This window comes from Rhizobium sp. Leaf306 (assembly GCF_001423425.1).
GTDB lineage: Bacteria > Pseudomonadota > Alphaproteobacteria > Rhizobiales > Rhizobiaceae > Neorhizobium > Neorhizobium soli.
The window spans coordinates 91,541-117,208 of the sequence record NZ_LMNX01000002.1 but is presented as its reverse complement, the minus strand read 5'-3'; the positions used below and the strand labels follow the sequence as shown (position 1 = coordinate 117,208).

The following is a 25,668-nucleotide window of genomic DNA, read 5'->3' as shown; positions in this document are numbered from 1 at the left end:
TCATGAAGATCCTGCTTGCCGAAGACGATCCCCAGATCGCAGCGCTCGTTGTCGAGAAGCTCAGTCGCGAGGGCTATTTCGTCGAAACTCTGTCGAACGGACCGGACATTTGGGAACGGGGCGAGACAGGCGACCATGCAGCCATCATCCTCGATCTCGGCCTGCCGGGGATGGACGGGCTTTCAATTCTCAAGCGCTGGCGGGCAAGCGGCGTCGAAAAGCCCGTCCTCGTGCTGACGGCGCGCGGTTCCTGGATGGAACGCGTCGATGGCTTCGACGCCGGTGCCGACGATTACCTGCCGAAACCGTTTCGCAGCGAGGAGCTGCTCGCCCGCCTGAAGGCCCTGCTTCGCCGAACCGGCAAGGTTCAGGCCCGCGTCAAATCGGCCGACCGCTTCACGCTGGACGAGCAGGCCCGCCGTGTGACGTTCGACGGACGCGAACTGGATCTGAGCCCTCTGGAATACCGGATGATCTCGCTGTTCATTGACCGTCCCGGTGCCGTCCTGACGCCGGCGGAGCTTGCAAGCCAGGTTCAGGGCCGCGACGACGACGCCGCCAAGAACGCCGTCGAGGCGATGGTGGCCCGCTTGCGCAAGAAAACCGACAGCGACGCGATCGAGACCCGCCGCGGCTTTGGCTATGTCTTGCCGGAGAAACGCCCGTGATCCGCTCCCTGCGTTTCCGGCTGGCAATCGGCGCCCTGATATCGATCGGTGTGGCCCTGTGGCTCGCCTGGTTCGTGCTTGGTCACCTGTTCGAGGACTATGTTGCCGACCAATATTCCGCGGAGATGACGGCCGTCTCGGACGCGCTCGGCGCCCGGCTGACAATCCAGCAGAATGGTCTCTCCCTGGCCAGCGAGCCGTCCGATGCACGCTTTCAGATCCCCGCCGGTGGCCTCTACTGGCAGATATCGCCCGCAGACGGGAAACCTCCGCTGCGCTCGCGCTCGCTTTGGGACCAGGAACTTTCGCGGCAGGTGTTTTCCCCCGATCTCTATTGCGGCTTCTACCAGGCCGAGGGACCCGATGGACGCCCGATCCTGATCACGGTCAGGGAGATGTCGATCGGCGAAGGCGATGCCCTGCAGCGCTTCACCCTCTACACGGCCTTCTCCAAGAACGACATGGAGGAAGCGCTGGCCACCTATCACCGCCCTCTGGTCATGATGCTGGTTGCCATCGGCGCCCTGCTTTTTATGGCCGCACTCCTGCAGAGCCTCGTCGGCCTGAGGCCGCTGGCGCGCCTGCGCCGGGATGTAGCCGATATCCGGGCCGGTCGCCTGCCGAGCATCGGTGCGCAGGGGCCAAGCGAAGTCACGCCGCTCGTCAACGAAATCAACCTTCTTCTGTCGGAGCGGGAAAATGCCGTCGAGCGGGCGCGCGCCCGGGCAAGCGATCTGGCACATGGCCTGAAGACGCCGCTGACGGTGCTCTCCCATCTGGTCGAGGATCTGCCGGACGCCCGTCGCGAAACGGCCCTGCAGCAGATCGAGCTGGTGCGCCAGCGCGCCGACCGGCAGTTGCAGGCCGCTCGAATGGGCGTCGAACAGATGGCGACGACATCGCTTCTCGGCATTTCGGGAAAGCTTGTGAGTGTGCTGTCGCCGGTCACCGAGGACCGCGGGATCGAATGGGCCCTCGACATCGATCCGGCGCTCACGGTCCAGGCGGACCCGGCCGATGCGGCCGAAGCGATCGGCAACATTCTCGACAACGCTGTCCGTTTTGCAAGACGGCGCATCGCGCTGACGGCATCGAGGGGCGACGGCGGGATGGTGTTGCTGCGTATCGCGGACGATGGCCCGGGCGTCACGCCGGAGCGTTACGCCTCCATGCTGAAGCGCGGTGTCCGCGGCCAGCAGGAGGAAGACAACGATGGCGCCGGAACAGGCCTTGGCCTGGCGATTTCCGGCGACATCGCAAATGCTTACGGCGGGAAGCTGAGCCTCTCCCGGTCGCATATGGGAGGTCTTGAAGCCGTCCTGTGTCTGCCGGCGACCAAGGAGATCGCGGCATGACGAAGGAGCAGACTACTTCTTTTTGGTGTTGCTTTCGGCCGACTTGACCTGCGAACCCAAAGTCGGCGCAGCCGCTGGAGCGGCCTTGTCCTTCTTGGGTTTGCGCGTTTCCTTGTTGCCGCGTACCTGACCCTTGGCCATGACCTGTCTCCTCATGTTGATGGTGAAGCATAGCCGCTGATCCGGGTAAAATAGCAAGCGTTATTACACCGGTTTGATAGGGCATTTTCCGACGCTTGATCGCAAACTCACAACCGGACGGGAACAATTCAACGTCTGATGCAATTGCCCCGGATCGATCGAAGCCGTGGAGCATCCCGTGATCAACGACCTCTGGTACAAAAATGCCGTCTTCTATTGCCTCAATGTCGAAACCTTCATGGATTCCAACGGCGACGGGGTCGGTGATTTTCAAGGGGTGCAGCGGCGCCTGGACTACCTCGCCGGCCTCGGCGTAACCGCGATCTGGCTGATGCCGTTCCAGGCGTCTCCCGGCCGCGACGACGGATATGATGTCTCCGACTATTACAACGTCGATCCCCGCTACGGCACGCTCGGCGATTTCGTCGAGTTCACCCACAGTGCCAAGCAACGCGGCATCCGCGTCCTGATCGATCTCGTCGTCAACCACACGTCGGACGAACATCCCTGGTTCAAGGAGGCCTGTGCGGACAAGAATTCGCGCTACCGCGACTGGTATGTCTGGTCGAAGACGAAACCGGCCAATGCCGATGAAGGCATGGTGTTTCCGGGCATCCAGAAGACGACATGGACGCGCGACAAGGCTTCCGGCGAGTACTACTTCCACCGCTTCTACGAATTCCAGCCGGATCTCAACACCGCCAACCCGCATGTGCAGGCCGAGATCCTGAAGATCATGGGCTTTTGGCTGCAGCTCGGCGTCTCCGGCTTCCGCATGGATGCGGTTCCCTTCGTGATTGCCGAAAAGGGCGCCGACGTCACAAAGCCGAAGGAGCAGTTCGACATGCTGCGGTCCTTCCGCGAATTCCTGCAATGGCGCCAGGGTGACAGCATCATTCTGGCCGAAGCGAATGTCGTTCCGAAGGAGAACCTGCAATATTTCGGCGACGACGGCGACCGGATGCAGATGATGTTCAACTTCCACGTCAACCAGTCGCTGTTTTACGCGATGGCCAGCGCCGACGTGAGGCCGCTCGCAAAGGCGATGAACGACACCAAGGAACGCCCGGCGACCGGCCAGTGGGGCATTTTCCTGCGCAACCACGACGAACTCGATCTCGGCCGCCTGACCGACAAGCAGCGCCAGACGGTGTTCGACAAGATGGGTCCGGACAAGGACATGCAGCTCTACGACCGCGGCATCCGCCGCCGTCTGGCGCCGATGCTGGGCGGCGATCCGCGCCGCCTGAAACTCGCCTACAGCCTGATGTATTCCCTGCCCGGAACCCCGGTTCTGCGCTACGGCGACGAAATCGGCATGGGCGACGACCTGTCGCTGCCCGAGCGCAACTGCGCCCGCACGCCGATGCAATGGTCGAACGAGCCGCAGGGCGGCTTCACCAAGAGCGACAAACCGATCCTGCCCGTGATCCACGAGGGACCCTACGGCTTCGACCACGTCAACGTCGCCATCCAGCGTCGCGATCCGGATTCCATGCTCAACTGGACGGAGCGGATGATCCGTATGCGCAAGGAAGCGCCGGAGATCGGCTGGGGCACATTCGAATGCCTCGATACCGGCGACGACGGTGTGCTCGCCATGCGCTACGACTGGCGCGACAACGCGCTGGTGATCCTCCACAATTTCCACGACCGGCCGGTGGAGATCACCTTCGACGTCGGCCTTGAGGATGCGGGCAAGAACCTGATCGACATCGCCGACGACTCGGACAGCACAGCGGACGACAAAGGCAAGCATCACATCGTGATCGAGCCCTATGGCTATCGCTGGTATCGCGCCGGTGGGCTGGATTACCTGCTGAAGCGCAGCGAGGTGTGAGCGGCGGTAAAACCGCCCTTGCAAAACCCTGCACCAAAGTCGAAACTGCCTAAATATCAGTCTCCCCGATAAAGGCGATCGTTTTTAGGCATGGCAGCACGCCAACGCATCATACCGGTTCGCCGTGAGTACAATCGCTGGGTCGCAAACCAGACGCTGGAAGACTATGCGCTGCGGTTTACCGCAAAGAGCGCTAGGCGGTTTTCGTCGAGCCGGATTTCGCAGACGGCGATCGGTGCGATCTCGTTTCTGGCACTGGAGGCGATCGGCGGGGCGATCACGCTCTCCTACGGCACGACCAACGCGTTTTTCGCCATTCTGGTGGCCGCTCTCGTCATGCTGGTCGTGGGATTGCCGATCAGCCGCTATGCGATCCGCCACGGGGTCGATATCGATCTCCTCACCCGCGGCGCCTCGTTTGGCTATATCGGCTCCACCATCACCTCGCTGATCTATGCGAGCTTCACCTTCATGCTGTTTGCGATCGAAGCGTCGATCATGACCGGCGCGCTGGATCTCGCCTTCGGGATTCCGCCCTGGATCGGCTATATCATCTCCGCCGCGGTGGTGATCCCGCTGGTCATCTACGGCGTGCAGCTGATCTCCCGGTTCCAGCTTCTGACCCAGCCGTTCTGGATCATCCTCAACATCCTGCCCTTCGTCTTCATTGCCTTCATGGACTGGCAGAAATTCGACCTCTGGCGCGCCTTTGCCGGCATCAGCCATTCGAATGGCGAAGTCGGCGGTTCGGCACCCTTCGATCTGGTGGAATTCGGGGCGGCCTCCGCCGTCATCTTGGCACTGATGCCGCAGATCGGCGAGCAGGTCGATTTCCTGCGCTTTCTACCGCCGGAAGGGCAGCGGAAATGGCGGCACCGGTTCGCGGTGTTTCTGGCGGGACCCGGCTGGGTGCTGGTCGGCGTTCCAAAACTTCTCGCGGGCTCCTTCCTCGCCGTCCTGACGCTCTCGAGCGCTGTGCCGGTCGAGGACGCGGCCGATCCTGCCCACATGTATCTCGCCGCCTTCGGCTACATGATCCCCAACGAAACCGCGGCGCTGATGCTGATGGCCGCCTTCGTGGTCGTGTCGCAGCTGAAGATCAACGTGATGAACGCCTATGCGGGGTCGCTTGCCTGGTCGAACTTCTTCTCGCGCCTGACCCACAGCCATCCCGGCCGAGTCGTCTGGCTGGTGTTCAACGTCATCATCGCGCTGCTTCTGATGGAACTCGGCATCTACAGGCTGCTGGAGGAAACGCTCGGCATCTTCTCGATCGTCGCGATGAGCTGGCTCTGCACAATTTCGGCGGATCTGTTCATCAACAAGCCGCTCGGTCTGTCGCCACCCGGCATCGAGTTCAAGCGCGCCCATCTCTATGACGTCAATCCGGTCGGGCTCGGCGCCATGTTTGGTGCGACAGGCATTGCGCTGACTGCCCATTTCGGCCTGTTCGGACCGCTGATGGCGTCGCTTGCCACCTATTTGACGCTCAGCGCCTTCGTGGTGTCGCCAGCGATCGCCTTTGCCACAAAGGGCAAATACTATCTCGCCCGAAAGCCGCGCCAGAGCTGGAAGACGCTGGGTTCGATCACCTGCTCGATCTGCGAACACCCGTTCGAGCACGAGGACATGGCATGGTGCCCGGCCTATGCGGCGCCGATCTGTTCTCTGTGCTGTTCGCTCGACAGCCGCTGCCACGACATGTGCAAGCCGCATGCGCGGCTGAACACACAGATCGGCACCGTGGCGCGCACATTCCTCACCGAAAGCGTCATTGCAAAGCTCACGACCCGGCTAGGCCGCTACGGGATGACGGCGGTGATCTCCATCTCGGCAATCGGTGCCATCCTGTCGCTGATCGCCTATCAGGTAGGCCAGGCAGCACCCGCCAATGCCGATGTCATCTACGGCACGATCCTGATCGTCTTCTTCGTGTTTGCCATCATCACCGGCATCTTCTCCTGGTTCTACGTGCTGGCGCATGACAGCCGGATGGTGGCCGAGGAGGAATCCTCGCGGCAGAACACGCTTCTGCTGAAGGAAATCTCGGCGCACAAGAAAACCGACGCGGCGCTGCAGGATGCCAAGGAAACCGCCGAAGCCGCCAACCGCGCCAAGAGCCGGTATGTGGTTGGCTTGAGCCACGAGTTGCGCACGCCGCTCAACGCCGTTTTGGGCTATGCCCAGATCCTGGAACGCGACGACACCATCCCTGCCCCGCGGCAATCGGCGATCAAGGTCATCAAGCGGTCCGCGGATCATCTTTCCGGCCTGATTGACGGGCTGCTCGACATTTCAAAGATCGAGGCCGGGCGGCTGCAGGTCTATTCAAACGAGATCAACATCCAGGATTTCCTCGACCAGATCGTCGAGATGTTCAGCCTCCAGGCGCAGGCCAAGGGCCTTGCATTCGAACACGTGCGCGCCCGCACGTTGCCGCAATATGTGCGCACCGACGAAAAGCGGCTTCGCCAGATCCTCGTCAATATCCTCTCCAACGCGGTCAAATTCACCGACGAAGGCACGGTGCGCTTCGAGATCGGCTATCGCAGCCAGGTCGCGACTTTCACCGTGACCGATACCGGCCGCGGCATCGCGGAGAAGGATCTCGGCCGCATCTATGAGCCGTTCCAGCGCGGCGAAGCGGAAAGCATCCGGCCGATGCCGGGACTTGGGCTTGGGCTGACGATCACCCAGCTTCTGACCAACACCCTCGGCGGTGAAATCTCCGTTGCCAGCACCAAGGGTGAAGGCTCGATCTTCAAGGTGCGTCTCATGCTGTCGGCGATCGAGAGGCCGAATACGACGCCGGAGGCCGAGCGCAAGATCGTCTCCTATACCGGGCCGCGCCGAACCATCGTCGTGGTCGACGACAACCAGGATCACCGTGACCTGATGCGCGAGGTGCTGGCGCCGATGGATTTCGTCATCCTGACGGCCGTCGACGGACCGGAATGCCTGACGCTGATCGAGGGTGTGCGGCCGGATCTGTTTCTGGTCGATATCTCCATGCCCGGCATGAGCGGCTGGCAGCTCGTGTCGCGGTTGCGCGAAGAAGGCCAGACGGCCCCCATGATCATGCTTTCGGCCAATATCGGCGACGGCACGACCGCAGATGCCGGTGGCGAAGGGCATGACGATACGCTGTCCAAGCCCGTCAACCTGCGCCGCCTTGCCGACAAGCTCGCCTCGCATCTCTCCCTTAAATGGGTCTACGAGGACGAAGCGCCGGCGCTGACGCTTTCGGCGCTGGTCAAGCAGCCGGTCATCAGCCCCGGGACGGGCCATCTTCAGGATCTGCTGCGGCTCGGTGAAATTGGCTACGTCCGCGGCATCGAAGCCAAGCTCGCGGATCTCGCCACGGACCAATCGCACCGCCCGTTCGCGGAAGAGCTCGGAACCTATGTAAAGGCCTTCGACATGGCCGGTTACATGAAATACCTGGAACGCATGGAGACACAGGAACTGGAAGAACGGGAAAAGAGCGATGGCTGACGCGACGACACCGCGCGATATCGTCCTCTTGGTGGACGACAGTCCCGACACGCTCGGTTTTCTGACCGAGGCGCTGGAGCAATCCGGCTTTTCGGTGCTGATCGCCACGTCGGGTCAGGCAGCGCTTTCGATCGTCGAGCGCATCACGCCCGATCTGATCCTGCTCGACGCCGTGATGCCCGGCATGGACGGGTTCGAGACCTGCCGCAGACTGAAGGCGCATGCGGCAGCTCAAGTGCCAGTGATCTTCATGACGGGCCTGACCGAAACCGAACACGTCGTCAACGCGCTGGACAGCGGCGGCGTCGACTATCTGAGCAAGCCGATCAATATCGACGAATTGCGGGCGAGAATACGCGTGCATCTTTCCAACGCCCGCTCCGCCCAGAGCGCCCGCGTCGCGCTCGATGCCGCCGGCCGGCATCTGCTTGCGGTCAGAAACGACGGTTCGATCCGCTGGTCGACGCCGCAAGCAACGCGGCTGATGAATGCCGCAACGGAAAGCGATGACGGAATTGCGATCGTCGCGGGCCGCATCGGCGCCTGGATGGCGGAGCGCGATACGGCAGGCTTTGCCCGCAACGCCGCCTTCTCGCTGTCCGAAAACCTGCAGACCAGCCTGCAGTTTGCGTTTCTCGGCGCGATCGGCGCCGACGAATTCCTGTTCCGGCTGTCGGCCGCTGTCATCAAGCGGCCGGACGACGAAATCCTGCGCCAGCATTTTCCCCTGACGCAACGGGAGTCTGAAGTGCTCTTATGGATCGCCAAGGGCAAGGCGAACAAGGATATCGGCGATATCCTCGGTCTGTCGGCCCGCACCGTGAACAAGCATCTCGAGCAGATCTACATCAAGCTCGGCGTCGAAAACCGCGCCTCGGCAGCGGTTATGGCGGCGAACGTCCTGCACACAGGCGACCGGCCCGACTAGATGCAAACGGGCCGACCGGGGCCAGACACTTGCAGTCGGCGATGCCAAGGGATAGATCCGCGCGCACCCTCAACGGCCTAGACAAGCCGCATCCGGAACTCCGCAGTCATGACTACACAATCGCCTTTGACGGCACAGACGCCCCACGACGCAGATAACTCCCCGACGGCGGACCGGGTGAGGAAACGCGTCGTCCTGCATTTCCCGGGCTTCGAGCCGCTCGACGCCGGCATGCACCATGCCCGCTATGTGCGCTCGGCGGCACAGAGCGCCAAGACATGGAACCTGGATCTCCAGACAGGTGAGCTGCAGCGGACCGCAAAGACGGCGTATTTCGACATAACCTGTCGGGTGCGGGATGCGGGCGACGGCGTCACGCAGAGCCGGTTCTACATCTTCGACCACTGCGCGCTGGTCAACAGCCTGAACGGCAAGCCGCTGCCGCGCCGTATCCTCGACGGTTATCGAAGCGCCTTGCGTATCGTCACCCAGGGCGGCATGGCCGGCTATCTCAGGCATGCATGGCGGTTCGGCCTATTTTTCCTGTTTCCATTCCTGCTGGTGGCGGTAGCGCTTGGGCTCACCGCCGTGATCGCTGCCCTGCCCGCACTGCTCGGGCTCAATATGTTGCATCTGTTGTGGAGCATACCGCTTGGTCTTGCGCTGTTCCGCTACGCCTTCCTGCCCTTCATGGCACGGTTTCACACGCTGCACCTGTTTGCCGACTGGGAGATGGCCGACGCGATGGGCAATCTCGACAGGCCCGATGTCAACGCCTGGCTGGCGAGCTGCATGGAGGGTGTCCGCGAGGCACTGACTGAGGATGCGGACGAATATCTCATCACGTCGCACAGCATGGGATCGGCTGTCGCGACGCACGTGATCGGCATGCTGCTTGCGGAAAATCCTGATGTGTTCAGGCGGGGCGCAGATCAGAGCGACCGCAAAGTGAGCTTCGTGACGCTCGGTGGCGCGATCCTGCAATGCTCGATGCTGCGGCCCGCTACAACATTGCGCGAATGTGTCGGCCGCATTGCCCGATCACCACAGATCTTCTGGCTGGAGGTTCAGTGCCTCACCGACAGCATTCATTTCTACAAGAGCCGCGTCGTGGCGCTGGCAGGACATGAAGATGCACCCCAGGCGACGCTTGCCTTCATCAGGGTCAAGCGGATGATGGCGCCCGAGCGCTACAACAGGATCAAGCGCGATTTCCTGCGCGTGCACCGTCAATACGTTCTGGGATCGGAAGCAAAGTCGAATTTCGATTTCACACTGATGACCGCCGGCCCTCTTCCCGCGGCGCGGTTTGCCAGTTTCACCCCCGAAAGTTTCTGATGGGATTTTCAGGGTTTGAGCTCGGGAAACTTAGAGCTCGATATCTGAACCCTGCAGGCATCAATGCAAAAAGCCCGGCCAATGGCCGGGCTTCCTGTCAATCGATGGTTCAAGCCTTGAAGGCTCAGCCCTGCGGGAAGTAGCTGTACTTGCCGTCCGGCCCCTTCTTCCACTCGTACATGACGTAGCCGGGGAGCTTCGGGTCGCCCTTGGCGTCGAAAGCCATGTCGCCGAGAACGGTCTTGAACGGACCCTTTTCCTTGAGAGCCTTGGCAACGACTTCTGCGTCGTCAGGGCTGCCAGCAAGCTTGATGCCTTCGGCGATGACCTGAACGGCTGCGTAGGAATAGAGCGTGTAGGCTTCAGGGTTGAAGCCGGCAGCCTTGAACTTGGCAACCAGTTCCTTGTTCTCCGGACGCAGTGTCGGATCGGGACCGAACGTGTTCAGCGTGCCTTCGACTGCATCGCCAGCGATCGAGGCCAGTTCGTTGGAGACGATACCGTCACCCGATACGAGCGTTGCCTTGAGGCCAGCATCCTTCGCCTGACGGATGATCAGGCCGGCTTCCGTGTGGAGACCACCCCAGTAGATGATCGAAACACCGGCTTCCTTCATCTTGGAAATCAGCGCTGAGAAGTCCTTGTCGCCGACGTTGACGCCTTCGCGGATGACCTGCTTCTTGCCGGCCGCGTTGTAGGCTTTCATGGTTTCTTCAGCGAGACCCTGGCCGTAAGGTGTCTTGTCGTCGATGATCGCGATCTTTGCATCGGCGAACTTCTCGGCAAGATACTTGCCGGCGACGCCGCCCTGCTGGTCGTCACGGCCGCAGGTGCGGAACGTGTTCCACAGGCCGCGCTCGGTGAAGACAGGGTTGGTTGCTGCAGGGGTGACTTCGAGCATGCCGTTTTCGGCATAGACTTCCTGCGAAGCCGGGATCGAAACGCCCGAGTTGAAGTGACCGACCACATACTTCACGCCATCGGACGCGAACTTGTTGGCAACGGAAATGCCCTGCTTCGGATCGGAAACGTCGTCGCCGAGCGCGATGACCAGCTTTTCGCCGTTGATGCCGCCGGCGGCATTGATATCGGCGATAGCCTGTTCAGCACCCTTCTGCAGCTGCGCGCCGAATGCAGCATTCGGGCCGGTCAGCGGGCCGCCAACGCCGATAATGATATCGGCCCAGGCGTTGCCGCTGAATGCGACCATCGCCGTCAGCGCGACGGCGGAAAGAAGAGACTTCTTCATTGATTTACTCCCAGTTTTTAGGTGAGCGGTTTTTTGGGACCCGGACGCAATACCCACCATCATTGCGCCGGAGAAATGTTCCACCCTCTGGTGTATTCTTATTTGACCCAACCCAATCTGAAGTCAGAAATGAGCGACTGTCAATCTTTCTTCTTCCATGAGAAAGCGGAGACAGGCTGATAGAGCCAGTAGTAGTTCTGAACCATCTGACGGGTGCGGCGAATGCGGAATCCGGAGATGGAAAACGCCATCAGCAGCACCACATCGATGATGTAATGGAACGGGCTGATGAACGGTCCCTGGAACAGCGCGTAGTGCATGAACTGCATCGCGACGGCCAGAAGCAGCGTGTAGGCGATGACATGGCCATAGCCGTTCCAGCCTTCTGCGACCGCCTTGCCGGCGCGCCACGCCGTCCAGAAGCCGAGGACCATGACGAGTGCGCGCAGGAAATAACGCACGCCAGTATCGGTTTCGAAAAACAGGCCCTGCATCTCAGTGTCCCCCGGTCGCCGGAATGATGATCATGGTGCTCAATGCCGGCCCCCCTCGAGATAGGCGGCGCGGACTTCGGGATTTGCGAGCAGTTCCTTGCCGGAGCCGGACATCGTCACCTTGCCATTGACCATCACATAGGCGCGATCGGACAGTTTGAGTGCCGCAAACGCGTTCTGCTCGACGAGGAAGACGGTGAGCCCCTCTTCCTTGTTCAGCTTCTTGATCGCCTCGAAAATGCCCTTGACGATCAATGGTGCGAGGCCGAGCGACGGCTCGTCCAGAAGAAGGAGTTTCGGACGCGCCATCAGTGCACGGCCGATCGACAGCATCTGCTGCTCGCCGCCCGAAAGCGTGCCGCCGCGCTGGGCCTGGCGTTCCTTGAGGCGCGGAAACAGGGTGAAGATCTTTTCGACGTCCTCTTTGAAATACTTGAGGTTGTCGAGACCGGCGCCCATCTGCAGGTTTTCGTGCACGGTCATGCGCGGAAAGATGCGGCGGCCTTCCGGCGACTGGGCGATACGCCGACGCGCAATCAAATGCGTCGGCACCTGCGTGATGTCTTCGCCGTCGAAGATGACCTGACCCTTGCGGGCCTGCGGGCTGCCGCAGATCGTCATCATCAGCGTCGACTTGCCGGCACCGTTGGCGCCGATCAGACTGACGATCTCGCCCTTGTTGACTTCGACATTGACGCCGTCGAGGGCCCGGATGTTGCCGTAGTAGGTTTCGACGCCCTGGACTTTCAGAAGGGGTTCACCGGCCATCAGACGGACCCCTCTTCAATAATGCCCTTGTCGAGCTTTTCCTCGATTTCTTCAACTTCATCATCCTCGACGCCGAGATAGGCTGCGATCACCCTCGGGTCGTTCTTCACGTGATCAGGCGTTCCGTCGGAAATCTTCTGGCCGTATTCCAGAACCACGACGTGATCCGAAATCTCCATGACGACGGACATGTCGTGCTCGATCAGGAGCAGCGACGTGCCTTCGTCGCGGATGCCGCGCAACAGCGCGTTGAGCGTCAGCGATTCCTTCGGGTTGAGGCCGGCGGCGGGCTCGTCCAGGCACAGAAGCTCCGGCCCTGTGCACATGGCGCGGGCAATTTCCAGCCGGCGCTGGGCGCCATAGGAAAGATCGCCGGCCGGGTCGTCGGCGCGGTCTGTCAGATCCGCCTTGTCCAACCAGTATTCAGCCTTTTCGATCGCGGCCTTGGCAGCGTTCTTGTAGGTCGGCAGACCCAAGAGGCCGAGGATCGTGTAACCCGAAGCCTTCATCAGCACATTGTGCTGCGCAACCAGCAGGTTTTCGAGAACCGTCAGGCCGGAAAACAGCCGGATGTTCTGGAAGGTACGGGCAACACCCGCGACCTTGTTGATCTCGAAATCGCGAAGGCGTTCCAAAAGGAACTCCCGGCCGTTGCTGCGATGCAGGGTCAGCATGCCCATCGTCGGCTTGTAAAAGCCGGTGATGCAGTTGAACACCGTCGTCTTGCCAGCGCCGTTCGGGCCAATCAGCGCGGTGATTTCACCGCGCTTGGCTTCGAACGAGAAGTCGTCGATCGCCATCAGGCCACCAAACCGCATCGACAGATGCTCGACCCTCAGGATCGTGTCTTTCGTCATAGTCGTCATATCCGTCGCCATCAGCCGTGGCCTTCCTTGGTGAAGCTGCCGGAGATGGCCTTGCGCTCCTTCAGGAAGGCTGTCGGCTCACGCGAGCCCACGAAGCCACGCGGCTTGAACAGCATGACGATGATCATCGCCAGCCCGAACAGCAGCATGCGGTAGAGTTCCGGGGTGAAGTCGGGGCCGAAGATGATCTTCAGGAACGACATCTCGCGCAGGATTTCGGTACCGCCGACCATGATGACAGCGGCGATCGCGATACCGGTCAGCGAACCCATGCCGCCGAGAACCACGATGGCCAGAATGACCGCCGATTCCAGGAAGACGAAGCTTTCCGGAGAGACGAAGCCCTGGCGGGTCGCGAAGAAGGAGCCCGCAAAACCGCCGAACATCGCGCCCGTGGCAAATGCCGTGAGCTTGGTGGTGACGGTGTTGATGCCGAGCGAGCGGCAGGCGATTTCGTCTTCGCGCAACGCTTCCCATGCACGACCGATCGGCATGCGACGCAGGCGAATGGTGACATATGCCGTCAGCATGCAGAGCGCGAGGATGATGTAGAACAGGAAGATCTTGTAATAGACCGACGAAGCCGAAAGACCCCAGGCCTTGACGAAGTTGTTCGGGGAGCCCGTATCGAACGACCAGATGCCGAAGAACGACGCCTTGGCAATGCCCGAGATACCGAACGTGCCCTTGGTGACGTCGGTCCAGTTGATCAGAACAAGCCGGATGATTTCACCGAAGGCGAGCGTCACGATGGCAAGGTAGTCACCCCGCAATCTCAACACCGGGAAGCCGAGGATGACGCCCCAGAGCGCGGCGAGAATGCCGGACATCGGCAGCAGCAGCCAGAACGAGAAGCCGAAATAGGATGACAGAAGCGCGTAGGAATAGGCGCCGACCGCATAGAAGGCGACATAGCCAAGATCGAGCAGACCGGCGAGACCGACGACGATGTTGAGGCCCCAGGCGAGCATCACATAGATGAGGATCTGGATGCCGAAGTTGTCGACATATTTCAGCGAGCCCTGCTTGCCGACGATCAGCAGCGACAGGAATGGATAGATGAGCAGGAAGACCAGCGCGAACTTGAGGAAGTGGCGATGGAAGAAGCTCTTCTCTTCCGAAATCTCGAGAATGCCGGCTTTGGCCTTGGCAAGTTTGCGACGGTCGAGATGGGGCTTGATAAAGGCGACGGTCATGAAGCGACCGACGGCAGCGACTGCCACGAACACCGCAAGCAGGCCCCAGCGGGTGCGCCAGACGAGCTGGTTGTTGATATCCTGATAGGTCTCGATGCCGACGAACAGGGAGAACATCAGGAAGGCGATGACGCCCGCAAATATGCCTTCCTTGATCGCCTTGGCCATGACGTTGTTGGGAACGGTTTCCGATACGGTCGCCATGTTACACCTTCTCCACTTCAGGACGACCGAGGATGCCGGTCGGCTTGAAGATCAGCACGAAGGCGAGGATCGCAAAGGTCGCGACATCCTTGTAGGCGATCGAGAAATACGCCGACCACAGGCTTTCGATGAGGCCGATCAGCAACCCGCCGAGAACAGCGCCCGGCAGAGAGCCGATGCCGCCGAGAACGGCTGCGGTGAATGCCTTCACACCCGGAATGAAGCCGTCGTTGAACGAGGCGACACCGTAGTACATCAGGTACATGGCACCGGCGACGGCGGCGAGAGCCGCGCCCATGATGAAGGTGATCGAGATCGTCTTGTCGACGTCGACGCCGAGCAGAGCCGCCATCTTGCGATCCTGTTCGGTGGCGCGCTGGGCACGGCCGAGCGGCGTCTTGTTGACGATGTACCAGAACGCAAACAGCAGGATCGAGGTGATCACGACGATCAGGATCTGCTTCAGCGACACCGTGATCGCACCGAAATGATAGGTGTCGGTGACCAGCGGCGGGATCGGCTTGTTGCGCGGACCCTGCGTCACCTGGATGAAGTTCGACAGAAAGATCGACATGCCGATCGCGGTGATCAGCGGCGCCAGGCGGAACGAGCCGCGCAGCGGACGGTAGGCGATCCGCTCGATCGTCCAGTTCCACAGGCCTGTCATCAGCATGCCGACGAGCAGCATCAGCAAAAGCAGCAGCGCCACCGGAATGCCGGCGAAGAAGGATGTGGCAAGCAGGAACACGATCAGGGCGGCAAAGCCGCCGAGCATGAAGATGTCACCATGGGCAAAGTTGATCATGCCGATGATGCCGTAAACCATCGTATAGCCGATTGCCACGAGCCCATAGATGGATCCGAGAGTCAGCCCGTTTATGAGCTGCTGGATAAAATATTCCATATATTTTCCCCTGCGGATGCGATCCTTGGCGGCCGCATCTTTCGCTTGAATGTCCCTGATAGGATCTTCAATTTTTTTGATTCCTACCGGTTTCGATCGAAATGTGAAGTGCAAAAGAAAGAGGCAGACATAATTTCAGTGGCTTTTGCAGCACGTGACGCAAATCCGCTTGGCATTGTTGAAAAAACGGCACGATTTCCACACGAATGGCAAAAACTATAGAGAAATAACCTCTGGTCTGCTTCGGTCTTGGCTTATCCGCTTCTTCAGCTTTCGACGGTCAGGACCGCATGCGCGACCCGTTGGCGTCAAAGATCGGATGCGGCTGAAGCCGGGCGATGAGCATCTCGCCGAGCACCTCGATCTGCCACCCCTCCTCCGTTCGGGAGACCTCTTTCGGCACATAGCCCATGGCGACCGACACGCCGGCGGCATGGGCGTATCCACCCGAGGTCACCCAGCCGCAGACCTGGCCGTCAAGCGAGATCGGCTCGTCGCCGAGCACGTCCGCATCTTTTGCATCGACGACGAAGGTGACGAGACGCAGCGCGCCGCCCTCCGCCTTTTCCTCGATCGCCGCGGCCTTGCCGATGAAATCGGCCTCCTTGCCATAGGCGATGAAGCGACCGAGCCCCGCTTCCACGGGACCGTAAAGCGGCCGGTATTCGCGAGACCAGCTGCCGAAGGATTTTTCGACACGTAGCGCATTCAAGGCGCGGAGGCCGAACAGGGTGATCCCGAACTCCGAACCGGCCTCCATGATGAGATCGAACAGATAGCGCTGATATTCCGGCTTCATCCAAAGCTCGAAGCCGAGATCGCCGGTATAGCTGACACGGCCGACGATGACCGGCGCCATGCCGAGATCGATCTCGACAATGCCCATGAACGGCAGAGCCGGATCCGACAGGTCGAGATGGGTGAGTTTTTGCAGCACATCGCGTGACCGGGGGCCCGCAATCGACAGGCCGACCAGACCGAGATTGAGACAATCGAACGAGACCGAATCGTCATCCGGCAGATGCGTCTCGAACCAGCGCATATGATAGTCCTCGGCAATGCCGGAGCCGATCAGCAGGAACGCGTCGTCGCCGAGATTGGCGAGCGTGAAATCGCCGATCAGCTTGCCGGCCTCGTTCAGCATCGGCGAAAGCGCCATACGGCCGACGGCTGGAACCTTGCCCGCGAGAATATGATCGAGCCAGGCATGCGCGCCCTCGCCCCCGATCGAATATTTGGCGAACCCCGAGGTCTCCATCAGCCCGACGCTGTCGCGCACCGCCTTTGCCTCGCGGCCGACATGCTCGAAATCGGTGGAACGGCGCCAGGAAAACGCATCCTCGACGCCTTCAGGCGCAAACCACAGCGGCGTTTCGAGCCCGTAGGACGCGCCGAACACCGCACCCCTCGCCTTCAGCGCGTCGTAGATCGGCGTCGTCAACAGTGGTCGCGCAGCCGGCAGTTCCTCGTTGGGATAGCGGATCGAGAAGCGGCGGGAATAGTTTTCGCGCACCTTCGCATTGGTATAGGCAAGCGACGCGTAATCGCCGTAGCGGGTGACATCCATGGCGAACACGTCGAAACCGGGATCGCCCTCGACGATCCAGTTGGCGAGCGCCAGCCCTACGCCGCCGCCCTGGCTGAACCCGGCCATGACAGCGCAGGCCGACCAGAAATTCGTCATGCCGCGCACGGGCCCGACAAGCGGATTGCCGTCAGGCGAAAAGGTGAAGGGCCCGTTGATGATCGTCTTGATGCCGGCATTGTTGAAGGCCGGGAAATGCCGGAAGCCCACTTCCAGCTCGTTCGTGATGCGCTCAAGGTCCTCGGCCAAGAGTTCGTGGCCGAACGTCCAGGGCGTCTCGATCGGCGACCAGGGCCGGCAGTCCTTTTCATAGGTGCCCATCAGCATGCCGTTGCGTTCCTGACGAATGTAGATCTCGCCGTCGAAATCGACGCAGTGCATCAGTTCGCGACCGGACGTCTTGTTGAAATCCACGACCTCGGGCATATCCTCGGTGATCAGATACATGTGCTCCATGGCAAGAACCGGCAGTTCCAGCCCGACCATGCGCCCCACTTCGCGGGCCCAGAGACCGGCCGCATTCACCACATGTTCGCAGCGGATCTCGCCCTTGTCCGTGATCACCCGCCAGGTTCCGTCGGGAAGCTGCACCAGATCCTCGACCTTGGTATGCAGGTAGATCTCGGCACCGTTCTTCTTAGCCGATTTCGCATAGGCATGGGTGGTGCCGTAGGGGTCGAGATGGCCCTCGTGCGGATCGAACACGGCGCCCACGAACTGCGTCGGGTTGAGCAACGGCATCATCGCATGCGCTTCCTCGACCGAGACGAGCCGCGCTTCACCGTTTGCATACTTGCCCTTGGCAAGCAGCGACTTGAACCAGTCGAACCGCTCCGGCGTCGCCGCCAGCATCAGGCCGGAGGTCATGTGCAGGCCGATATCCTGGCCGGAATAGGCCTCGATCTCCTTGTAGAGTTCGACCGTGTATTTTTGTAGCTTGGCGACGTTCGGATCGCCGTTGATCGTATGCATGCCCCCCGCCGCATGCCAGGTGGAGCCTGAGGTGAGCTCCGAACGCTCAAGCAACACGACATCGCTCCAGCCGAGCTTGGTCAGATGGTAGAGGACCGAACATCCGACGACACCACCACCGATGACGACAACTCGAGCATGGCTTTTCATGTATCCCGTTCCCCTAACTTGATGCCTGTTTGGGGTGAGCCTAGAACCTCCCGAGAATTGCCAATAGGCTGTTCTGCGAACCGGGGTTTGTCGTTTCCGACATAGTCGCTGTTCGTTTCGCGCCATCTTGCGACAGGAAGCTGAAACTAATTTTTCAATCGCCGCGTATGCCCTTTCATGAACGCCAAGCGACAGGAAATAGCGCCATGACAAACGTGCTGAGCTTCGACGAACTGGTAGGCAGCGTATTGACCACGATGCGCGACGCGACACCGCGCAAGACGATCGAGTTCGGCGTGATCCACGGCTTCTGCCGCGATTTCGCCGAGGACCTCGCCCCCGAATTCGTCGACCTCCTGAACCGCGTCGAAGGCCTGCACAGCCTCGTACCGGCACTGGAGAAGCGCCCCGACCTCGTCACCGCAGCATCGCAGGAAAAGGGCCTCTGGAGCTTCGTTCGCGAGAAGCACTGAAGCGCTTCGACTTGACGCTTTTAGTATCAATGCATGATACTAAAAGTCGGATGCACCCATGAGGCATCGAGGCGACGTAAATGGTGAACTCTGTACTCCCGGCAATTCATCCAGGCGAAATCTTGCGGGATCTCTATCTCGAGCCGCTGGACATGACACCTTACGCTCTTGCAAAAAAGCTCAACGTTCCACGCACGCCGATCGAACGTATCGTCGCGGAGAAAGTCGGAATCACGCCGGATACAGCGCTGTGTCTCGCGAGGTTCTTCAAGACCTCGCCTGAACTGTGGATGAATATGCAGACGAGCTACGACCTGAAAACGCAGGCGCAGGCTCTTGAGGCGGAACTCGCGACTATCGAGGAATATGCCTTGGCGGGTTGAGACCTGTCACGGCCCGGACGAATTTCACCCGCCCGAAAACGATGCCGTCAGGGCGAATTCGCGGCCCATTTCCATCAGGTCCTCGTAGACCGAGCCGGCGAACGACCGGGGCGTGATGATCTCGAAGGCATCGGGGCCGGTGCGCGCCAAATTCACTGCGACGTGGCCGAACAGCATGTTTGCGGAATGCCCCGGCGCAAACGCCTGCGGATGCAGATCGACGCCGACGCATTTTGCAAGGATCTGCCGCACGCTGGGTCCCGAAATCGCCATCAGCACCTTGCCGTCGCTCTGATCAACGACGGAGGCGCCGGATATTTCGGATAAGTGACCGGCAACGGTCTCTGAGCCTGCGGTGAGCGACACCGCCAGCCATTCCGCCGGGCCGCAGAAGCGCGGCGCGATATCCGGGGCAGCCTTGAGTGCTAGGCCCACGGCCTGCTCCTGGCCCGCATGGGCAAGCACCGAAAAGATCACCGGCCGCCGCGCGACGGACAGGTGGTTGGGGTTGGCGCTCGTCTCGAAGCCCAGGATGTGATCTTCGAGCGCATGGCGGTGGAGAAGTGTCAAAGCCATCGTCATGCCCTCAAAGATGTTGTTTTGTGTTTTGTGGATCGACAAAGACCGGCAGGCAGACTTCCGCCGCGACTTCGGTGCCGCGAAGTCCATCCCAGACAGTGATCTTCTCGCCGATCCGCTCGCGGCCGGATTTGAGAAGGCCGAGACCGATCGTGTGTCCGAGCGTCGGCGAATAGCAGGCTGATGATACGAAGCCCTGGTCGCCCGCAAGCGTCGCGGCCGCGCCATCTTTCAACAGATGGGCGCCCGCCATGAACTCCTTGTCGGTTTCCACAGGCTTCAGGCCGACGAGTTGGAGGCGATCGGCGGCGGTGAGGCCGAAACGGGTCGAGAGGCGCTTGCCGATGAAATCCGGCTTGGTCATCGCCATCATCTTTCCGTAACCGAGATCGTCGGGTGTCGTGCGGCCTTCCAGTTCGGCATGGGTGACAAAGCCTTTTTCGATGCGCAGGACGTTGAGCGCCTCGACGCCGTAGGCACAGATACCGTCCTCGCGGCCCGCTTGCATGATCGCATCGGCCACCGCCTCTCCGTAGCCTGCGGGCACTGCCAGCTCATAGGCCAGCTCGCCCGAAAACGAGATGCGGAACAGACGCGCCTTCAGCCCACCCTTGAGCGTGACGACCTTCGCACCGAGAAACGGCATCGCCGCATCGGAAATGTCGTCTTCCACGATCCGGGCAAGGATGATCCGCGCCTTCGGTCCGGCCAGCGACATCTGCGCCCACTGGTCGGAGGAGGAGACGAAGCGCACGTCGAGATGAGGCCAGAAGGTCTGGCTTGCAAATTCCAGATGCGCCATCACTTCTGTCGCGTAAGTCGTCGTGGTGGTCATCACATAGTGGTTTTCCGACAGGCGGCTGGTCGTGCCGTCGTCGAAGACCATCCCATCCTCGCGCAGCATCAGGCCGTAACGCGCCTTGCCGACCGGCAGCTTCAGGAAGGCGTTGGAATAAACCCGGTTCAGGAATTCAGCAGCGCCTGTGCCGAAGATCTCGATCTTGCCGAGCGTCGAGACATCGCAGAGACCGGCGTTTTCGCGCACGTTGCGCACTTCGCGGTCAACGCTGTCGCGCCAGGTTTTTTCTCCGTCGCGCGCAAACCAGGAGGAGCGGTACCAGAGGCCGCTCTCGACGAAGGTCGCGCCATTCTTCTTGGCCCAGCCATACAAAGGCGAGGTCCTGACCGGCGCCGCGTGCTCGGCCCGCGATGTGCCGGCGAGCGCGCCCATCGAGACCGGCGTGTAGAACGGCCGGAAGGTCGTGGTGCCGATTTCGGCCGGCGACACGCCGCGCATGGCAGCGACGATGCCGATCGTCGCGACATTGCCGAGCTTGCCCTGGTCGGTCGCCATGCCTGACGTGGTGTAGCGCTTGGTGTGCTCGATGTGCCGGAAACCCTCGCGCTGCGCGAGACCGAGATCGCTGACATGCACGTCGTTCTGGAAATCGACGAAGGCCTTGTCCTTGGCCCCCGGCACATACCAGAGTGGCGCGAAATCAGGATCGTATTCGCCCTCAACCTCGGGAATGTTTGCCGCATAGGCGGCAAAGCCGAGTTCGGTCGAAAACGCAGCTGCCTTGGACGCCCCGTCGCGAAGGCAGGCGGCGATGCTGTCGGCACAGCCAGCGGATCCGGCAGCAACAAAGCCTGATCCCACATCCGGCGCCAGAAAGGCTTGCGCCGCGTCCGACCACACGGGCTTGGCACCGCGCTGGCACATGAGATGCACGATCGGCGACCATCCGCCCGCCATGGCCAGCGCATCGCAGGCGATCTCCTCCTCGAAGCCGGCACGCTCTGCCACCAGCGCATCGATGCGGTTGCGGCCCCTTGTGGCGACGACGGCGCCGCCATGAATGACACGAACGCCGTAGGGCGCCGGATCGGTGGACGTCGCGCGCGCATCGATGATTGCGGTCACCTCGACGCCACGGGCGGAAAGATCGCCCGCCGTACGATAACCGGAGCCGCCATTGGTAAAGACGGCCACCTTGGAGCCGGCAGCGACGCCGTAGCGATTGAGATAGGTGCGCGCCGCATTGGCGGTCATCACGCCCGGCCGGTCGTTGCCGCCGAACACGAGAGGCCGCTCTTCGGCACCGGAGGCAAGGATCGCCCGTTTGGCGACGATGCGCCAGACACACTCGACCGGCAGATCCGGCGACGGCGTTTCCACGTGCTTCTGCACCCGCTCGACGGCGCCGAACACCATGTCGTCATACCAGCCGAACACGGTCGTGCGCGGCATCATCGTCACGTTCGGAAAGGACGCGAGCTCCTCGACCAGACCGGCGGCGTAGTCGCTCGCCGCCTGCCCGCCGATCACGACGTTTTCGGATAGCAGCGAGCCCCCGAAGCGGGCACTTTCATCGGCAATCAGCACACGCGCACCGGCCCGGGCGGCTGAAAGTGCCGCCATCAGGCCCGCAGGCCCTGAGCCGACGACCAGCAGATCGCAATGCGCCCAGGCTTTCTCGTAGCGATCCGGATCCGCCTCCATGGTCAGCTTGCCGAGCCCGGCGGCACGGCGGATCAGCGGCTCGTAGAGCTTTTCCCAGAGCATCGCCGGCCACATAAAGGTCTTGTAGTAGAAGCCTGCGCCAAGAAACGGCGACAGCAAGCCGTTGACGGCCCCCAGATCAAAGGCGAGCGACGGCCAGCGGTTCTGGCTGACGGCGGTGAGGCCATTGTAAAGCTCGGCCACCGTCGCGCGCACGTTCGGCTCGGAACGGGCGCCGCTACCGATCGTCATCAATGCATTCGGCTCGGCGGAACCTGATGTCACCGGGCCACGCGGGCGGTGATACTTGAAGCTGCGGCCCATCAGCATCTGGTCGTTGGCAATCAGCGCCGAGGCGAGCGTATCGCCGTCGAACCCGGTATAGCTCTTGCCGTCGAATGTGAATGTCAGGGGATTGGCCCGGTTGACGAGACCACCGGCATCGAGGCGATAGGCGCTCATCGGCTCCCCTCCCTCGACGCTTGCGCATCCGTCACCCCGAAAACCTCATGCGTGAGATTGTCGCGATTGACCACCAGCCAGCGGCGGCAGCCGGCCGCGTGATGCCAGTACTCCTGATATCTGCCTTTGGGATTGTCGCGGACATAGACATAGCGGTGCCAGGCCTCGTCCTTTTCGGACGCCGACGGGCGGGCAATCACGGCACCGCGAACCGAAAACTCTTCCTTCGGCCGCGTTCCGCAATGGGGGCAGGTAATCAGGCTTGCCATGTCTTGATCTCGGTCTTTGTTCTCGGTCTTCGTCTCGGTGCGGATACGGCTCAGTGCATGTTCGGTTGCGGGCCTTTGCCGCCCTCGTCGAGCACATAGCCCCGCTCGAACCGGTCGAGCCGCATGAAGCGCGAGACGTGATGGGTTTCGTTCTTGGCGATCAGATGCGCGAAGCAGAAGCCAGAAGCCGGCGTGGCCTTGAAGCCGCCATAGCACCAGCCGGCATTGAGATAGAGATTGTCGATCGGCGTGCGGTCAATGATCGGTGATCCGTCCATCGACATGTCCATGACGCCGCCCCAGGCCCGCAGTGCTTTGGCGCGCGAAAGTCCGGGGATCAGCGACACGCCCTCCTGCATCGTCTCCTCGACGGTCGCAAGATTGCCGCGCTGCGCATAGGAGGAATAGTAGTCGATATTGGCACCAAACACGAGACCGCCCTTGTCCGACTGCGAGATGTAGAAATGTCCCGCGCCATAGGTGATGACGTTGTCAATGACCGGCTTCAGCCCCTCCGATACGAAGGCCTGCAGCACATGCGTCTCGATCGGCAGCGCCAGATCCGCCATGCGCCCGACCGTCGTCGTGTTGCCGGCAGCGGCCAGCGCCAGCCGGTTGCAGCCGATAAAGCCCTTGGTCGTCTCGACGCCCTCGACTTCGCCGCCCGGTCCACGGCGAATGCCCGTCACCTCGCAATGCTGGATGATATCGACACCTCTCGCATCGGCACCCCGTGCGTAGCCCCAGGCGACCGCATCGTGACGCACCGTGCCGCCGCGCTTTTGCAGGAGACCGCCCATGACGGGAAAGCGGCCGTGGTCGAAATTAAGATAGGGCGCGAGCCTTCGCACCTGTTCGCGGTCGAGCAGATCCGCATCGACGCCGTGAAGCCGCATCGCATTGCCGCGACGCGCGTATTCATCGCGCTGGCCGTCGGAATGGAAAAGATTCAGCACGCCACGCTGCGACACCATGGCATTGTAGTTGAAGTCCCGCTCCAGCCCTTCCCACAACTTCAAGGACATCTCGTAGAACGGATTATTGCCTTCCAGCAGGTAGTTGGACCGGATGATCGTGGTGTTGCGGCCGACATTGCCCGACCCGATATAGCCCTTCTCGATCACAGCGACATTGGTGATGCCGAATTCCTTGGCAAGGTAGTAGGCCGTCGCCAGACCATGCCCGCCACCGCCGACGATGATCACATCGTAATGCGGTTTCGGCTCCGGCTCGCGCCATGCCGGCGTCCAGCGACGATTGCCCGAAAGCGCCTGCTTGATGATCGATAAGGCGGAATATCGCATGCCGTGTTCCCGTGCTCGTTGCGCCCACATTCGCACATGCGGACGAAGAAACAAGGGCAATCGGGACATCAGAACGCCTGTTTGAAGCCATGGCGAGACAAGCCCCCACACCGTTGCCGTCCCGCCACGCCGGACGTTGCGGGCGCCGATTTTGGCGCAGGCACGTATTATATTTCAGTCACTTAACACGAGTTACATCCTCACGCGCAGGCACGGCCGTAAAATGCACGCGACCAACACTGGCCAACTTTTGGAGCGCAACATGCCCGATACGACCACCCAACTCGACATGCCCTTCATCCTGCCGTCGCAGGCGCAAAAGCACGTCACCCATAACGAGGCGCTGCTTGTTCTGGACACGCTGGTGCATCTGACAATCCTCTCCGAACTGTCGGCTCCGCCGACGACGCCGGCCGAGGGCAATCGCCATCTGGTCGGCGCTGGCGCAACCGGTGAATGGACGGGCAAGACCGGGTGCGTCGCCGCCTGGCAGGACGGCGCCTGGACCTTCCTGACCGTGAAGACGGGATGGCGGGCATGGTTTGCGGAAACTTCTCGCCTGCGGGTCTTCGACGGCGCTACCTGGCGGGATGTTCCGCTGCCGGATCAGGGCACCCTGAGCCTGCTCGGCATAAACGCTGTCGCCGATGCCACCAGCCGATTGTCGCTGTCGTCTCCTGCAAGCCTCTTCAACCACGCCGGCAACGGCCACCAGATCAAGGTCAACAAGGCGGCCGCAACCGACACCGCATCGCTGCTGTTCCAGTCCAACTGGACCGGGTTCGCAGAAATGGGGCTTGCCGGGAACACCGAATTCTCCATCAAGATCAGCGACGGCACCACCTGGCGCACGGGTCTCGCCATCAGCCCGACAGGTCGTGTCAGCCGACCCAACCAGCCGGCAGCGCGCGCCTATCGCACAGGCACCACGTTCACACCGACATCGGGTCAGCAGAGCGGCTTTACCACCTACGCCCTCAACCAGGGCAGTTTCGTGCTTGGGGCTGCGGCCGCGGGTGGCGGCAACGCGATCACGATTCCTGCCGCGGGCATCTACCTCGTCACCCTCAATCTCGTCGCCACCACATCGTCTGGGCATGGGGCGGTGCTGCTGCGCAACGGTACGGAGACACTGATGACACTCAACGGCATAACGGGTGGCGCGCAGTCGCAAGGCGCAAGCGGCGTGTTTTCGCTGAGCGCAGGCGATAGCCTGACGCTTCAGCACTCCGGCACCGCACAGGTGACACTGGGTGTCGGCAAGACGGAGCTCTCGCTGACCCTGCTCTGACCAAAATCGACGTGGCCGATTATCGCAATTCCAGTTGCAAAGATCGGCCATTTTACCCGCGCGGTGGCCACAATGTGTCCTCTTCCGGAGCAGCCATGAAATAAAACAAGAAATTCATCACTTAAGACAACTCTAACAATGCCTTGTTTTAAAAGGTTTTTGTCGGCTCGAATCAAGTGAATTGCGACCAATGCGGGTTTGGCCACAAATGGCGCGTCTCGTTTAGTCAAATGTTAAAACTGCCCCGGTAG

The 25,668-nt window shown here is 61.2% G+C and carries 21 protein-coding genes; 9 read left to right on the top strand and 12 right to left on the bottom strand.

Annotated features, from left to right (window positions below):
• Positions 1-2: 2 nt before the first annotated feature.
• Together ASG19_RS08405 and ASG19_RS08400 are read left to right on the top strand one after the other, a co-directional pair.
• Positions 3-668 carry a response regulator transcription factor gene (locus ASG19_RS08405; RefSeq protein WP_062455226.1) on the top strand — a complete coding sequence of 222 codons (666 nt, stop codon included), beginning with the start codon at positions 3-5 and terminating at the stop codon, positions 666-668.
• A complete protein-coding gene (locus tag ASG19_RS08400; protein ID WP_062455224.1) occupies positions 665-2,023 on the top strand; it encodes a HAMP domain-containing sensor histidine kinase in 1,359 nt (452 codons plus the stop codon). Before ASG19_RS08405 ends, ASG19_RS08400 begins: the two co-directional genes overlap by 4 nt.
• 12 nt (positions 2,024-2,035) lie before the next feature.
• Here ASG19_RS08400 and ASG19_RS24610 read toward each other — a convergent pair whose 3' ends face one another.
• Positions 2,036-2,164 (bottom strand): hypothetical protein, encoded by a 129-nt coding sequence (locus tag ASG19_RS24610; RefSeq protein ID WP_256413792.1) that lies wholly within the window; start codon positions 2,162-2,164, stop codon positions 2,036-2,038.
• A gap of 178 nt (positions 2,165-2,342) precedes the next feature.
• On the opposite strand from ASG19_RS24610, the gene ASG19_RS08395 reads away from it, so the two are divergent.
• The 4 genes from ASG19_RS08395 (at position 2,343) to ASG19_RS08380 (ending at position 9,765) form a co-directional block, all read left to right on the top strand.
• Positions 2,343-4,004, top strand: a complete 1,662-nt coding sequence (locus ASG19_RS08395) for an alpha-amylase family protein (RefSeq protein WP_062455222.1) — start codon at positions 2,343-2,345, stop codon at positions 4,002-4,004.
• A 90-nt stretch (positions 4,005-4,094) separates the two neighbouring features.
• A complete protein-coding gene (locus ASG19_RS08390; RefSeq protein ID WP_062455220.1) occupies positions 4,095-7,499 on the top strand; it encodes an ATP-binding protein in 3,405 nt (1,134 codons plus the stop codon).
• Positions 7,492-8,427 (top strand): response regulator transcription factor, encoded by a 936-nt coding sequence (locus ASG19_RS08385; RefSeq protein ID WP_062455217.1) that lies wholly within the window; start codon positions 7,492-7,494, stop codon positions 8,425-8,427. Before ASG19_RS08390 ends, ASG19_RS08385 begins: the two co-directional genes overlap by 8 nt.
• A gap of 108 nt (positions 8,428-8,535) precedes the next feature.
• Entirely contained in the window at positions 8,536-9,765 is a 1,230-nt protein-coding gene (locus ASG19_RS08380; RefSeq protein ID WP_244476122.1) for a hypothetical protein, read from the top strand.
• A 124-nt stretch (positions 9,766-9,889) separates the two neighbouring features.
• On the opposite strand, the gene ASG19_RS08375 is transcribed toward ASG19_RS08380, so the two are convergent.
• The 7 genes from ASG19_RS08375 to ASG19_RS08345 form a co-directional block, all read right to left on the bottom strand.
• Positions 9,890-11,014, bottom strand: a complete 1,125-nt coding sequence (locus tag ASG19_RS08375) for a branched-chain amino acid ABC transporter substrate-binding protein (protein WP_062455215.1) — start codon at positions 11,012-11,014, stop codon at positions 9,890-9,892.
• Positions 11,015-11,154: 140 nt separating this feature from the next.
• A complete protein-coding gene (locus tag ASG19_RS08370; protein WP_062455213.1) occupies positions 11,155-11,508 on the bottom strand; it encodes a DUF6867 family protein in 354 nt (117 codons plus the stop codon).
• Positions 11,509-11,547: 39 nt separating this feature from the next.
• Positions 11,548-12,276 (bottom strand): ABC transporter ATP-binding protein, encoded by a 729-nt coding sequence (locus ASG19_RS08365; protein ID WP_062455212.1) that lies wholly within the window; start codon positions 12,274-12,276, stop codon positions 11,548-11,550.
• The gene (locus tag ASG19_RS08360) at positions 12,276-13,154 is read right to left on the bottom strand and encodes an ABC transporter ATP-binding protein (protein WP_062455210.1); all 879 of its coding nucleotides are present in this window, start codon (positions 13,152-13,154) and stop codon (positions 12,276-12,278) included. Before ASG19_RS08360 ends, ASG19_RS08365 begins: the two co-directional genes overlap by 1 nt.
• Positions 13,154-14,542, bottom strand: a complete 1,389-nt coding sequence (gene livM, locus ASG19_RS08355) for a high-affinity branched-chain amino acid ABC transporter permease LivM (protein WP_062455209.1) — start codon at positions 14,540-14,542, stop codon at positions 13,154-13,156. The genes ASG19_RS08360 and livM overlap by 1 nt, the downstream gene beginning before the upstream one ends.
• Before the next feature lies 1 nt (position 14,543).
• The gene (locus tag ASG19_RS08350) at positions 14,544-15,446 is read right to left on the bottom strand and encodes a branched-chain amino acid ABC transporter permease (protein WP_062455207.1); all 903 of its coding nucleotides are present in this window, start codon (positions 15,444-15,446) and stop codon (positions 14,544-14,546) included.
• A gap of 280 nt (positions 15,447-15,726) precedes the next feature.
• A complete protein-coding gene (locus ASG19_RS08345; protein ID WP_062455204.1) occupies positions 15,727-18,153 on the bottom strand; it encodes an FAD-dependent oxidoreductase in 2,427 nt (808 codons plus the stop codon).
• A gap of 206 nt (positions 18,154-18,359) precedes the next feature.
• Here ASG19_RS08345 and ASG19_RS08340 point away from each other — a divergent pair, with 206 nt between their 5' ends.
• Both ASG19_RS08340 and ASG19_RS08335 read left to right on the top strand, forming a co-directional pair.
• Positions 18,360-18,626: a hypothetical protein gene (locus tag ASG19_RS08340; RefSeq protein WP_062455202.1), complete on the top strand. Its 267-nt coding sequence runs from the start codon at positions 18,360-18,362 to the stop codon at positions 18,624-18,626.
• Positions 18,627-18,706: 80 nt separating this feature from the next.
• Positions 18,707-19,009, top strand: a complete 303-nt coding sequence (locus tag ASG19_RS08335; protein WP_062455200.1) for a HigA family addiction module antitoxin — start codon at positions 18,707-18,709, stop codon at positions 19,007-19,009.
• A gap of 24 nt (positions 19,010-19,033) precedes the next feature.
• On the opposite strand, the gene ASG19_RS08330 is transcribed toward ASG19_RS08335, so the two are convergent.
• From ASG19_RS08330 to ASG19_RS08315, 4 genes are read right to left on the bottom strand one after another with little or no spacing between them, the layout of a single operon-like run.
• The gene (locus ASG19_RS08330) at positions 19,034-19,585 is read right to left on the bottom strand and encodes a sarcosine oxidase subunit gamma family protein (RefSeq protein WP_062457830.1); all 552 of its coding nucleotides are present in this window, start codon (positions 19,583-19,585) and stop codon (positions 19,034-19,036) included.
• 10 nt (positions 19,586-19,595) lie between these two features.
• The gene (locus ASG19_RS08325) at positions 19,596-22,553 is read right to left on the bottom strand and encodes a sarcosine oxidase subunit alpha family protein (protein WP_062455198.1); all 2,958 of its coding nucleotides are present in this window, start codon (positions 22,551-22,553) and stop codon (positions 19,596-19,598) included.
• Positions 22,550-22,822, bottom strand: coding sequence for a sarcosine oxidase subunit delta (locus ASG19_RS08320; RefSeq protein ID WP_062455196.1), 273 nt, complete (start codon positions 22,820-22,822; stop codon positions 22,550-22,552). Before ASG19_RS08320 ends, ASG19_RS08325 begins: the two co-directional genes overlap by 4 nt.
• 50 nt (positions 22,823-22,872) lie before the next feature.
• Positions 22,873-24,126 carry a sarcosine oxidase subunit beta family protein gene (locus ASG19_RS08315; protein WP_062455194.1) on the bottom strand — a complete coding sequence of 418 codons (1,254 nt, stop codon included), beginning with the start codon at positions 24,124-24,126 and terminating at the stop codon, positions 22,873-22,875.
• A gap of 262 nt (positions 24,127-24,388) precedes the next feature.
• Between ASG19_RS08315 and ASG19_RS08310 the strand changes: the two genes are divergently transcribed.
• Positions 24,389-25,417, top strand: coding sequence for a DUF2793 domain-containing protein (locus ASG19_RS08310; protein WP_062455192.1), 1,029 nt, complete (start codon positions 24,389-24,391; stop codon positions 25,415-25,417).
• The last annotated feature ends 251 nt before the right edge of the window (positions 25,418-25,668 follow it).